This window comes from Streptomyces sp. NPDC002851 (assembly GCF_053591935.1).
The window spans coordinates 1-13001 of sequence record NZ_JBSFUT010000028.1 but is presented as its reverse complement, the minus strand read 5'-3'; the positions used below and the strand labels follow the sequence as shown (position 1 = coordinate 13001).

The 13001-nt window shown below is 74.1% G+C and carries 9 protein-coding genes; 4 read left to right on the top strand and 5 right to left on the bottom strand.

What is annotated here, in order from left to right; translation table 11 throughout:
* Positions 1-16 precede the first annotated feature (16 nt).
* The 3 genes from ACWD10_RS26150 (at position 17) to ACWD10_RS26140 (ending at position 4144) form a co-directional block, all read left to right on the top strand.
* The gene (locus ACWD10_RS26150) at positions 17-1552 is read left to right on the top strand and encodes an ATP-dependent DNA ligase (RefSeq protein WP_451095062.1); all 1536 of its coding nucleotides are present in this window, start codon (positions 17-19) and stop codon (positions 1550-1552) included.
* Between the two features lie 113 nt (positions 1553-1665).
* Complete coding sequence (locus tag ACWD10_RS26145; protein WP_451095060.1) at positions 1666-2976, top strand: glutamine synthetase; 1311 nt, start codon at positions 1666-1668, stop codon at positions 2974-2976.
* A gap of 1 nt (position 2977) precedes the next feature.
* Positions 2978-4144, top strand: coding sequence for an amidohydrolase family protein (locus ACWD10_RS26140; RefSeq protein WP_451095058.1), 1167 nt, complete (start codon positions 2978-2980; stop codon positions 4142-4144).
* A 138-nt stretch (positions 4145-4282) separates the two neighbouring features.
* Here the strand turns inward: ACWD10_RS26140 and ACWD10_RS26135 are convergent, their stop codons facing one another.
* The 4 genes from ACWD10_RS26135 to fmt form a co-directional block, all read right to left on the bottom strand.
* Positions 4283-5266, bottom strand: a complete 984-nt coding sequence (locus tag ACWD10_RS26135; protein WP_451095056.1) for a sugar-binding transcriptional regulator — start codon at positions 5264-5266, stop codon at positions 4283-4285.
* Positions 5267-5614: 348 nt separating this feature from the next.
* Positions 5615-6301 carry a ribulose-phosphate 3-epimerase gene (rpe, locus tag ACWD10_RS26130; protein ID WP_451095054.1) on the bottom strand — a complete coding sequence of 229 codons (687 nt, stop codon included), beginning with the start codon at positions 6299-6301 and terminating at the stop codon, positions 5615-5617.
* A 348-nt stretch (positions 6302-6649) separates the two neighbouring features.
* A complete protein-coding gene (locus ACWD10_RS26125) occupies positions 6650-8143 on the bottom strand; it encodes an RsmB/NOP family class I SAM-dependent RNA methyltransferase (RefSeq protein ID WP_451095052.1) in 1494 nt (497 codons plus the stop codon).
* A gap of 198 nt (positions 8144-8341) precedes the next feature.
* Complete coding sequence (gene fmt, locus ACWD10_RS26120) at positions 8342-9271, bottom strand: methionyl-tRNA formyltransferase (RefSeq protein WP_451095050.1); 930 nt, start codon at positions 9269-9271, stop codon at positions 8342-8344.
* A 389-nt stretch (positions 9272-9660) separates the two neighbouring features.
* Between fmt and ACWD10_RS26115 the strand changes: the two genes are divergently transcribed.
* The gene (locus ACWD10_RS26115; RefSeq protein ID WP_451095048.1) at positions 9661-10197 is read left to right on the top strand and encodes a hypothetical protein; all 537 of its coding nucleotides are present in this window, start codon (positions 9661-9663) and stop codon (positions 10195-10197) included.
* 490 nt (positions 10198-10687) lie between these two features.
* Here the strand turns inward: ACWD10_RS26115 and ACWD10_RS26110 are convergent, their stop codons facing one another.
* Positions 10688-12850: a primosomal protein N' gene (locus tag ACWD10_RS26110; protein WP_451095046.1), complete on the bottom strand. Its 2163-nt coding sequence runs from the start codon at positions 12848-12850 to the stop codon at positions 10688-10690.
* Between the last annotated feature and the right edge of the window lie 151 nt (positions 12851-13001).

Genomic DNA, 13001 nt, shown 5'->3' with positions numbered 1-13001 from the left:
GCGTCACCATGACCTCATGCTGCTCGCCGAGGTCGCCCGGGCGTCGCTCGCGATCGCCGCCACGTCCGCGCGCTCGCGTAAGACGGAGCTGCTCGCCGGGGTGTTCCGGGAGATGTCGCCGCAGGAGTCGCCGCTGCTCGTGAGCTATCTGGCGGGGCGGTTGCCGCAGCGGAAGCTGGGGGTGGGGTGGGCCGCGTTCCGGGATCCGCCGCCTCCGGCCGCCGCACCGCGGCTCACCGTGCAGGAGCTGCACGAGGCGTTCGAGCGGATCGCGGCCGTGTCCGGGACCGGTGCGCAGGGCGAGCGCAGACGGCTCGTGCGGGAGCTGCTCGGCGCCGCGACCGCGGACGAGCAGCGGTTTCTGTTCGGGCTCATCGGGGGCGAGCTGCGCCAGGGTGCCCTCGACGCGCTCGCCGTCGAGGGTCTGGCCGTGGCGACCGGCGCCGAGCCGGGTGCGGTGCGGCGTGCGGTGATGCTGGCGGGCCGTACGGATACCGTCGCGCGGGCGCTCGCCGCCGACGGCCCGGCCGCGCTCGACGCGTTCCGGCTCGACGTGGGCCGCCCGGTGCAGCCGATGCTCGCGAAGACCGCCGGGGACGTGGACGGCGCCGTCGACGCCCTTGGACCGTGCGCGGTCGAGGAGAAGCTCGACGGCATCCGGGTGCAGGTGCACTGGGACGGTGAGACGGTACGGGTCTTCACCCGCACCCTGGACGAGATCACCGAGCGGCTGCCCGAAGTCGTCGCCGCGGCACGGGAGTCGGCGGCCGACCGGGCCGTGCTCGACGGAGAGGTGATCGCCCTCGACGAGGCGGGGCGGCCGCGGCCCTTCCAGGAGGTCGCGGGCCGGGTCGGCTCCCGGCTCGATATCGCGGGCGCGCAGGCCGCGCTTCCCCTCGTCCCGGTCTTCTTCGACCTGTTGTACGTCGACGGCCGCGATCTGCTCGACCGGCCCGCCCGCGCGCGCCACGACGAGCTGGCCCGGGTGGCGACGGGGCTCCGGCAGGTCCGGCGTTACGTGATCGAGGACCCCGACGACGTACAACAGCGGGAAAGAGCTAGGGAGTTCGCGAAGCGGACCTTGGAGCGGGGGCACGAGGGGGTCATGCTCAAGTCGCTCGACGCGCCGTACAGCGCGGGGCGGCGCGGTGCGTCCTGGCTGAAGGTGAAGCCCGTACACACCCTGGACCTGGTGGTGCTCGCGGCCGAGTGGGGGCACGGGCGGCGCACCGGATATCTGTCCAATCTGCATCTGGGGGCGCGGCGCCCGGACGGGTCGTTCGCGATGCTCGGCAAGACTTTCAAGGGCCTCACGGACGAGGTGCTCGCCTGGCAGACCGAGCGGCTGCGGGAGCTCGCGGTCGGGGAGGAGGCGGGGGTGGTGCGGGTGCGGCCGGAGCTGGTCGTGGAGGTCGCCTTCGACGGGGTGCAGCGCTCGCCGCGCTATCCGGAGGGCGTGACGCTGCGGTTCGCGCGGGTGGTGCGGTACCGGCCGGACAAGCGGGCCGAGGATGCCGACACCGTGACGACGGTGCTCGGGCTGTTGCGGTGAGGAGCTGAGGAATGCGGGCAGGACAGGTGCATACGCATGCGGGCGGGACGGGAGAAGCGCGCGTACGCGGGCAGGAAGGAACGACAGCGTATGCAGCAACAGGGGAGAGAAGAGTGGCCACTTCACCGGACCGACCCGGCGAGCTCCGCGCCCACGGGGTGCATGCCACCGCCCTGACCTGGGTGGACAACGCGGGCCTCACCCGGGTCAAGACCGTCCCGGTCGGCCGCCTCGAGCGGGCCGCGGAGCGCGGCGTCGGCATGTCCCCGGTGTTCGACGTGTACCTGGTCGACGACTCGATGACGTCCGCCCCGGGCACCGGCGGGCCGGACGGTGACCTGCGTCTGGTGCCGGATCTGGACCATCTGACCGTGCTTGCCGCGCAGCCCGGTTGGGCCTGGGCGCCGGTGGACCGGTTCGAGCAGGACGGCAGTCCGTACGCGGGCTGTCAGCGGGGGTTCGCGCGGCGGATGGCCGAGCGGGCGGCGGAGCGCGGGCTCGCGCTGCGGATGAGCTTCGAGACCGAGTGGGCGGTACGGCGGGGCCCGGACGCGGTCGGTACGGGACCGGCGTACGGCATGACGCGCATCGTCCAACTCTCGCAGTACACCGACGACTTGATGAACGCACTGCTGACGCAGGGCCTCGATGTGATGCAGCTGCACCCGGAGTACTCGCCGGGCCAGTTCGAGGTGTCCGTCGCGCCGAGCGACCCGGTGGGCGCGGCGGACGAGGCGGTCCTGGTGCGGGAGACGATCCGTGCCGTCTCCCTGGAGCATGGCCTCACCCCGCAGTTCGGACCGGTTCTGGAGCCGGGCACGGTAGGCAACGGCCGCCATCTGCACCTCAGCCTGTGGCAGGGCGACCGCAACCTCTGCACGGGCGGCGAGGGCCCGCACGGCCTGACGCCCGCCGCCGAGTCCTTTCTCGCCGGAGTGCTCCACGCTCTCCCCGCCCTCCTCGCCATCGGCGCCCCTTCCCCCGCGAGCTACCTCCGCCTGGAACCCTCCCGCTGGGCCGGCGCGTTCCAGTGCTGGGGGCACGAGAACCGGGAGGCGGCAATCCGCTTCATCACCGCCGAGCCGGACGCCCCCGATTCCGCCAACGCCGAGGTCAAGTGCTTCGACCCGGCGGCCAATCCCTACCTCGTGACCGGCGCGGTCATCGCCGCGGGCCTCGCGGGCATGGCCGCCGGGGACACCCTGCCCGCCCCGGTGACGGGCGACCCGGTCGGCCGCGACGTGCCTCGCCTGCCGACGTCCCTGACCACGTCCCTGCGCCACTTCACCGAGTCCACGGTGCTCCGCGAGGCCATGGGCGACCGCCTCTTCGAAGCCTTCGCGGCGGTACGCAGGGCGGAGGCAGAGCTGTACGACGGCACGCCACCCCACGCGCTGGCCGCCGCCACGCGGGAGCGGTACTGACGTGACGTCCGGGAACGGGACCGGCGCACCACGGGGGAAGGGCCTCCTCCCCGACCTCTCCCTCCCCGACCTCGCCCTCCTCGATCACCACTGTCACGGCGTGCTGCGCGGTGACCCCGACCGTGGTGCTTTCGAGGCGCTGCTCACCGAGTCGGACGCGCCCGCCGCCCCCGGCACCACGTTCTTCGACACTCAACTGGGCTTCGCCGTACGCCGGTTGTGCCCGCCGCTGCTCGGCCTCGACCCGCACTGCCCACCGGACCGCTACCTCGCCCGGCGCCACGAGCTCGGCGCCGAAGAGGTCACCCGGCGGCTGCTACGGGCGGCCGGGATCGGCGGGTTCCTGGTGGATACCGGACTGCCCGGCGACCTGACCGCGCCGCACGAACTGGCCGCGCTCGGCGGCGCGCCCGCGCGCGAGATCGTACGCCTGGAGAGCCTGGCCGAACGGGCCGCGGACGCCGCGACCGACGCCCCCGCCCTGCTCACCGCGATCGCCGCCGACATCCGAGCGGCCGCACACACCGCCGCGGGCTTCAAGTCCGTGGCCGCCTACCGCCACGGCCTGGGCCTCGCTCCCGAGCCACCCACCGCCGCCGAGGCCGAGGAGGCCGCCACCCGCTGGCTCGGTTCGCGCCGCCGCGGCGACCGCCTGCGCGACCCGGTGCTCCTGCGCCACCTGCTGTGGACCGCCCTGGGCACCGGCCTGCCGCTACAGCTGCACACCGGCTTCGGCGACCCGGACCTGCGGCTGCGCGAGGCCGACCCACTGCTCCTGACCGACTTCATCCGCGCCGTGGGCCCGACCGGCGGCCCGCTGGTGCTCCTGCACGGCTATCCGTTCCACCGCGGCGCGGCCTATCTCGCACACATCTATCCGCAGGTGTACGCCGACGTGGGCCTCGCGCTCACGCACACCGGGGCACGCGCCACGGCCGTGCTCGCCGAGGCCCTGGAACTCACACCGTTCGGCAAGCTGCTCTTCTCGACGGACGCGTACGGCCTGCCCGAGCTGTACGTCGTAGGGGCACGGCTCTACCGCGAGGCCCTGGACGCGCTCCTCACCGGCTGGGTCGCGTCCGGCGCGTGGTCGGAGGCGGACGCGGTGCGGGTGGCGGGCCTGATCGGGGCGGGGAATGCGGAGCGGGTGTACGGGCCCGTGGCCTGACCATCAAGCCCGTCCGGCGTTTGAGGACGAGCCCCGTTCAGGGGCGACAGGGGGTCTGGGGGCGCAGCCCCCAGATGACGGCAACCGAGCCGACGGCACGGATACGTGATCCGTAAGACACGCCCCGCGGCGCAGCCCCTACGCGTCCGGATCCACCCGATCAAGCGCGGGATGCGGGGCAGGCTCCGCGGCAAGGAGCTGATCCGCGGCCGTCGTGTCCGTGACCAGGCTCGTGACCAGGCCGGAGCGGAGCACCGCGTCGATCGCCGGGGCCTTCCGCTGCCCGCCCGCGATCGCGACGACCTCCGGGATACGGCGCAGCCGGTCCGCCTCGACCGTGATGCACCGCTCCCCCAGGTCACGCCCGACCCGGCGGCCCTCGGCGTCGAAGAGGTGCGCCGACATTTCGGCGGCGACGCCGAGCGAGGCGTAGTGCGCGCGCTCCTCGTCGGTGAGCATGTCGTGCACCGTCGAGATGCCCGGCTCCCAGGAGCCGATGGACACCGCGGCGACGGTGACCTTGTCGAAGTACTCGAAGGCGCGGGCGATGCCGGTCTGGTTGCGCAGAGCGGCCGCGGTCGCCGAGTCCGGGAGCAGCATCGGCGCGTAGATCGGGTGGGCCTCGCCGCCGGAGACCTGGGCGGCCCGCCGTACGGCCTCGACCGAGCCGCGCTCCGCGGTCCCCGCGTCGTACACGCCGGTGAGCTGCACGACCGTGCACGGCGGCAGGCGGTCGAGCGCGGCGGCCATGTGGATGGTGGAGCGGCCCCACGCGAGGCCGAGTACATCGCCCTCGGTGACGAGCTCGCCGAGCAGGTCGGCGGCCACCTCGCCCAGGTTCTCCGGGTCGGGGGACTCCTCCACGGTCTGCGCGGGCGACTCGACGACGACCGCGTGCCGCAGGCCGTAGTGGGCCCGCAGCCGGTCCGAACGCTCCGCGTCCAGTTCGGCGGGGACGCGGATCTCGATCCGTACGAGATCCCGCTCCAAAGCGGTCTCCAGGACCCTCGCGACCTTGAAGCGGCTGACGCCGAACTCCTCCGCGATCTGGATCTTGGACTTGCCCTCGAGATAGAAGCGGCGGGCCATGGCCGCCGCCTGCACCAGCTCAGCGGGTCCCATCCGCAGGGCCGGCCTCCCCGCTGACATGCCAGTCACGGCGATCTCCTCACGTCTGTACGTCGGTGCACGGGCTGCGGCTGTTCACGTGCGGTGACTTTTGTGCAGGGGCTCTCGCGGAGGCTCCTGCCGGGGCTCTCCACGATGTCACTCACCCGGGTGCCGTTGCCGTTCATCCTTGCAGATCCAGCGGTACTTGATCAGTCCTGCACGGTCTCGTTCATCTCTCGGTGGGGTCCTGGTGGCGTCCCGGTGGGCTCCCGGTGGCACGGGCGACGCGTGAGTGCGCCGCGGTGTGCGCCGGGAGCGTGTGCGGGTGCGGACGCTCAGTGCCCCAGGCCCCGGCGACGCTCAGTGGTCGCAGGCCCACGCGGCGTTCGCGGTGGCGTCCTCGGCCCAGCCCCGCAGGGCGCGCACCGCCTCGGCCGGGTCGTCCTTGCCGTACACGGCCGAGCCCGCGACGAAGACGTCGGCACCGGCCTCGGCGCAGCGCTCGATGGTGGTCTCCGAGACCCCGCCGTCGACCTGGAGCCAGATCTCGAGGCCATGCTTGGCGATCAGCTCACGGGTGCGGCGGATCTTCGGCAGCATGATGTCGAGGAACGACTGTCCGCCGAAGCCCGGCTCCACGGTCATGATCAGCAGCATGTCGAGCTCGGGCAGCAGATCCTCGTACGGCTCGATCGGCGTCGCCGGCTTCAGGGCCATGGAGGCGCGGGCGCCCTTGGCCCGGATCTCGCGGGCCAGACGTACGGGGGCCTTGGCCGCCTCGACGTGGAAGGTGACCGAACCGGCGCCCGCCTCGACGTACTGCGGGGCCCAGCGGTCCGGGTTCTCGATCATCAGATGGCAGTCCAGCGGGGTGCGCGTGGCGCGGCTCAGCGCCTCCACGACCGGCACGCCGAGCGTCAGATTCGGTACGAAGGCGTAGTCCATGACGTCGACGTGGAGCCAGTCGGCGCCCTCGACGGCCTTGGCCTCCTCGGCGAGACGCGCGAAGTCGGCGGACAGGATGCTGGGGTTGATCTGAACGGCCATGACCCAAGCCTGCCATGCTCACGCGGTGTTACCGTCCCGGACCCTGGTCACAGCGCGACGGGACCTCCGGCACGCGGTCGAGGCGCATGCTCACGGTGTGCCAGGTCCTGTCTTCAAACCCCCGTCGTCGCCCGTAGGGCGGCCCCGCCGGGGGGGGACCTCCCGCTCGAGCGAAGCCGAGAGTGGGGGAGGCTGGTGCGGCGACCGCAAGGCGCCGGAAGGTCCTCGTAGCGGCGCTACGTGGGCCGTCTGGCAGCGCGGCGCGGGGGTACCTCCCGCTCGAGCGAAGCCGAGAGTGGGGGAGTGCGTGCCAGCGTCGCGGGGCAGGCGGGGGTTTGAAGACAGGGCCTAGGCCACCCGCCGCAGCAGGGCCAGATACATCGCGTCGGTGCCGTGCAGATGCGGCCACAGCTGTACGTCGGGCCCGTCGCCCAGGGCGGGTACGTCGGGCAACATCGGCCGTGCGTCGATGAGTTGGACCTCGCCGCCCCGCTTGCGCAGCACGTCGTCGACGACCGCGCGGGTCTCGGCGAGGTGCGGGGAGCAGGTGGCGTAGCCGACGACGCCGCCGACGCGTACCGCCTCGATCGCCTGGTCGAGGAGCGCCCGCTGGAGCGGCGCGAAGCCGTCCAGGTCCTCGGGTCTGCGCCGCCAGCGGGCCTCGGGGCGGCGCCGCAGGGCGCCGAGGCCGGTGCAGGGCACGTCCATCAGGACCCGGTCGAAGGTGCCGGGCCGCCACGGCGGGCGGGTGCCGTCGGCGGCGATCACCTGGTACGGACCCGGGTTGCCGTCGAGCGCGCCCGCGACGAGCCGGGCGCGGTGCGGCTGCTTCTCGGAGGCGAGCAGCACGGCGCCGCGTTCGGCGGCGAGCCCGGCGAGCATCGCGGCCTTGCCGCCAGGACCGGCGCATCCGTCCAGCCAGCGCCGGTCGTCGCCCTCGACGGGCGCGTTGGCGAGTGCGAGCGCCACCAGCTGGCTGCCCTCGTCCTGCACTCCGGCCCGTCCCTCGCGCACCGGGTCGAGCGCGCCCGGCTCGCCGCCCTCGGTGAGCCGCACGGCGTACGGCGACCAGCGGCCCGGCAGCGCGGCGTCCGCGCCCGCCGACTCGGCCACCGAGTCGAGGAGTTCGGCCGCGGTGGTGCGGCCCGGGCGGGCGACCAGGGTCACCTCGGGCCGCTCGTTGTCGGCCTCGAGCAGGTCCTCGATTCCGGCGCGGCCGCCGCCGAGCGCGTCCCACAGCGCCGAGACGACCCAGCGCGGGTGCGCGTGCACGACCGCGAGATGGTCCTCGGGGTCCTCGTCGTACGGCGGCGCGACCCGCTCCAGCCAACCGTCCAGGTCGTCGGCGGCGATCTTCCGCAGGACGGCGTTGACGAACTTGGCGCGCCCGTCGCCGAGCACCACCCGGGCCAGCTCCACGGTCGCGGACACGGCGGCGTGGCTGGGGATCCGGGTGCCGAGCAGCTGGTGCGCGCCCAGGCTGAGCACGTCGAGGACCGGCGGGTCGACGTCGCGCAGCGGCCGGTCGATACAGGCCGCGATGATCGCGTCGTAGGTGCCCTGGTGGCGCAGCGTGCCGTAGACGAGCTCGGTGGCGAGGGCGGCGTCACGCGCGTCGAACTTCTCCGGCCCCTCCTTCTCGCGCGCCTTGCGCAGCAGCGGCGGCAGCACGAGGTTCGCGTACGCGTCCCGCTCGTCCACCGCCCGCAGCGCCTCGAACGCGAGGATCCGCACAGGGTCCTTCTTGGGGCGGCGGTACGGCTTGCCGGGTTTGGCGTGTTTGCCGGGGGTCCCGCCGCCCTGCCCCTGGGGCCGACGGGTCCGACGAGGCTGCTCGGTCACGAAAAGGTGCTCCGGTTCTGGGATAAAGATGCACGTCAACCCTACCGCCGCAGCCGGGAGCCGCCGCGTTCTGCCCGAACAGGGGGGCGGCCGAAGGCTCCGGGGACCGCTGAGGGCCTCCGGGACACAGCCCCACGCCCGTCCGGGACAGCCCCACGCCCAGCCCCACACCCGGCCCCACGCCCCGCCAGGAGGCCGCTACTCCAGCATCTCCCCGGCCTCGATCCGCACCCCGCGCGCCCAGTCCGCCGCCTTCATCGGCTTCTTGCCCTGCGGCTGCACCCACAGCAGCTCCACGGCGTGCGAGCCGGTGCCGACGTACACGTCGTTCTTGCCGACCGCGAGCTGCCCGGGCGTGAGCTCCGTACGCTTCGGCTCCGGGCGCACCGAGACGAGCTTCAGGCGCTCGCCGCGGAACGTCGTCCACGCCCCCGGCGCGGGCGTGCAGCCGCGCACCACGCGGTCGACCCCCAGCGCGGGCGCCGCCCAGTCGACCCGGGCGTCCTCGACGGTGATCTTCGGGGCGAGCGAGACCCCGTCGGTGGGCTGCGGCACGGGCTTGAGCGAGCCGTCCTCGATGCCGTCCATGGTCGCCGCGAGCAGCCCGGCCCCGGCGAACGCGAGCCGCGTGAGCAGGTCGCCGCTGGTGTCGGTGGGTCGCACATGCTCGGTCACGGTTCCGTACAACGGCCCGGAATCCAGGCCCTCTTCGATCTGGAAGGTCGAGGCGCCGGTGATCTCGTCCCCGGCCATCAGCGCGTGCTGCACCGGCGCCGCGCCGCGCCAGGCCGGGAGCAGCGAGAAGTGCAGATTGACCCAGCCGTGCGTGGGTACGTCGAGCGCGACCCGGGGCAGGAGCGCGCCGTAGGCCACCACCGGGCAGCAGTCGGGCCCGATCTCACGCAGCCGCTCCAGAAAGCCCTCGTCCCGTGGCTTGCCGGGCTTGAGCACCTCGATGCCCGCCTCTTCGGCCCGCTCCGCGACGGGGCTCGCGACCAGTCTGCGGCCGCGCCCGGCGGGGGCGTCGGGGCGGGTCACGACCGCGGCCACCTCGTGCCGGTCGGAGGCGATCAGGGCGTCCAGGGCGGGTACGGCGACCTCGGGGGTGCCTGCGAAGACCAGCTTCACTCGGGGTTACCTCGCTATCTCGGGCTGATTCCGCCCGCCGTCCCAGGTCGAAGAGGGCCTAGGTCCCCGGGCGACGAGCAGCGCACCAGTCTATGGGCGCGTCTTCGGGCGCGCCCCCGGGGACGTAGGCACGTCGCTGTCCGCCGGGTCGGCTTCGGGGATTGCTGGTTCCTTAGGCCAACTCCCCTTTAGGTTCCTTAGGCCGACTCCCCTTTAGGCCAACTCCCCTTTTGGGGGGCGTACGTCGAGCCGGGCGCCCTGCGCATATGCCCATACGCCCTGACACCGTGACCACATCTACGGGTGGCGCGTTGGTCAAGAAAGAGTTGACCACAACGGGCCGCGGACGCGGCCCGATCCTTTTCAACGCCGGTTCGAGAGGCTTGTTCATGGCCGACCACGCAACCCACGACGCCCAGGCACGGGCCAGCCTGCATCTGCTGGTGCGGGACATCGAGCGGGTCCGCCGGCAGGTGGACGCCCTGCGCACGCTCACCGCGCAGTTGGGCAATGTCTACCGCCCGCGACGCTCCGGGCCCTCCACGGGCTTCGTCGTGTACGGGCGCGCCCCCGCCCCGACCGTCCGCCTCGCCCAGGAACTCCGGGACAGCGTCGAGACCCTGGTGACGGCCGCGGTGGACTTCGACCGTTCCCTGGGGTTCTCCTGGGACGCGGTGGGCTCCGCTCTGGGTGTCACCAAGCAGGCGGTGCACCGCCGTTACGGCGCCCGTCGGGCCACGACGCAGGCGGCCGCGGAGGCCGAGCGCGCCACCGAGACAGCGGGCAGCCGCCCGGTGCCCGTGAGTTCGGGCCCCCTGGCCTCGGTGCCCGCGGCGCGCACGATGCCGACCCAGCCCACGGCGGGCAGCCCGAAGCTCCGCGACGAAGCACGCCCGGGAGCGTTCCCCGGCCCACGCAACGGCTGAGCTTCGCCCCCGGGCCCGCGCCCCGCTCGGCCTCCCCTGCTGACCACAGGCGCGACGGCAGAGCTCCACTCCGGCCCCGCGCCGCCCCCCCCCCTTCCGGCCGCGCACCCATGGGCACTGCCACGCCGACCCGCTGCCACCTCACTGCGCGCGCCCTCGATGCCCCCGCTCCCTTCGGCGGGGGCATTCACATGCCGGGCGGCGGCGACTTGGCGCCTGCGGCTCGGTTTGCTCCCCCACCCCGCCCCTTCCCGTAAGCCTGACGGCGCTTCGGGGGCTGCCGCCCCCGGACCCCCGCTTCCATCGCGCTTAAGGCGCTCGTCCTCAAACGCCGGACGGGCTGAGAGTTTCCGGACCTGCCCCACCGGAGCCCCGGTCCCGGGCGCCCCAAATCCAGCCCCTCCGGCGTTTGAGGAGCGGGGGTCCGGGGGCGGAGCCCCCGAAGCGCCGTCAGGCTTACGGGAAGGGGCGGGGTGGGGGAAGTGTCCCCTCACCCGATATCCGGCGGATCGATCCGCACCCACACCCCCGAAGCGGCCCGAGCGCCCCGCGCCATCCGCCCCGCCTGAGCCGTCTTGAGCGCAGCGGCAAGCGCCGCCCCGCTGCCCGGCGGCACCCGGATCAGCGCCCGCTCCCACTGCTCCCCCGGCGGCGGGCCGCCCGGGCGGCGCGGGCTTCCCGGGGAGGTCACGGGCACCGGGACCGGGCCCAACACCTCCGCGTCCCCGGGTAGTTCGACCGCCGCCAGAAACTCCCCGAGCGCCTCCGGCCGCCCCGACACCGCCGCCATCCGGGACACCGGCGGGAACCCCAGTTCGGCCCGCTCGGCCAGTTCGCGCACCGCGTGGCCGACCGGGTCCCAGCGGACCAGGGCCTGCACGGGCCGCAGCGTCGGCTCGGCGACGACCACCACCGTGCCGCCCGCACCCTGGGGACGTACGAGCGAGGCCGCCGCGATCCAGCGTCGTAGGGCGTTCTCGCCCGCCCGCAGGTCGGCCCGGCCGAGCATCGCCCAGCCGTCGAGGAGCAGCGCCGCCGCGTAGCCGCCGTCGGCGACGGGCTCGGCGCCCGGGGTCGAGACCACGAGGGCCGGGGCGTCGGAGACCGTGTCGAGTACCTGCTCGCGCCCCGAGGTGCGTACCGGCACCGCCGGGAAGGCACGGCCCAGTTCCTCGGCGGTGCGCCGGGCCCCCACGACCTGGGCCCGCAGCCGGAACCCGCCGCACTCCTGGCACTGCCACTCGCCCTCGTCCCGCCCGCACCACGCACAGTGCAGCAGCCCCCTGGAGGCACTGTCCCGCGCCTCCAGGGGCCCGGAGCAGTGCCTGCAGCGCGCGGGCTCACGGCACCGCTCGCAGGCCAGCCGCGGAACATAGCCCCGGCGGGGCACCTGTACGAGCACCGGCCCGTGCCGCAGCCCTTCGCGGGCGGCCTGCCAGGCGAGCGTCGGGAGGCGGGCCACGCGGGCCGCCTCGTCCCTTGCCAGGTCGCCGTCCCCGACGGTGCGCACCAGCGGCGCGGTGGCCCGCACCTGTTCCCGGTCGGCGACTATCGGCTGCGCCCAGCCGGAGTCGACGAGCTGGGCCGCCTCCACCGTGCAGCTCCAACTGCCCAGCAGAAAGCCGCACTTCTCGTGGGCGGCGCGCAGCAGCAGCACGTCCCGGGCGTGTGGCTGTGGTGCGTGCTGTTCGCTGTGGCTGTCGTCCCCGTCGTCCCAGATGGCGACGAGCCCCAGGTGCTGGACGGGCGCGAACATGGCGGCCCGCGTCCCCACCACGGCCCGCACGGACCCGCGCCGCACGGCCAGCCACTCGCGGTACCGCTTCTCGGGCCCGGCGTCGGCGGTGAGCAGCGCGTGCCGCCCGGGGCCGAGCACCTCGGTCAGGGCGGCGTCCACGCGCGCGGCGGCCCGTCCGTCCGGTACGACGACGAGCGCGCCACGCCCGGAGGCCAGCGCCGCGGCGACGGCCCGCGCCAGTTCCCCGGCCCACTCGGCCCCGGGAAGGGCCTGCCATACGGCGCGCGGCGCGCTCCCCTGGGCCAGCGCCTGAAGAAACCCGGCCCCGCGCGGATACCGCTCCCAGGTCCCCGGTTCCGGTGCGGCGGGCGGCGGCAGCGGCTCCGGCGACGGCTTGCGTTCGGCCTTGGCGTTCCGCGGCGGAATCGCCAGTTGCAGTACGTCGGCGAGGCTTCCGGCGTACCGGTCGGCCACGGCCCGGGCGAGCCCGAGTAGTTCGGGGCTCAACACCCGCTCGGGAGATACGACTTGAGCGAGCGCGGCCAGCGGGCCTGCGTAGTCCGACTCTTCGAGTCGCTCGATGACGTAGCCGTCGATGAGGCCGCCGCCCTCGCGCCGCCCCCCGTGCACCTGACCGCGTCCGGCGCCGAACCGCACCCGTACCCGTACGCCCGGCTGCGCGTCCGCGTCCATCTCGGCGGGCACGGCGTAGTCGAAGTACCGGTCGAGATGCAGGACGCCCTTGTCGACGAGGACCCGCGCCACCGGCCGCTGCCCGGCCAGCTCGGCACCGCGCCAGGTGCGCGGCTTGGCCCGCGGCACCTGGGCCTTCCGGACGCTCTCCCGAATGAGCGCAAGCTGCTCCGGCGCCGCGTCCTGCGCGCCGTCCGCCCGGCCCTCATTCTGGCTGCTCACACCAGAATTCCTATCAGACCGCACGGACACTCGAGCCGGCCCTCGAAACCGCGTCCTGCCGGAGCGCACACGGCCGCGGCCCCAGCGAGAAGCCGACCGCGACGGCCGTGACGATCGCGTCCCGCACGAGGCGACCGCGGTTGACACGGTC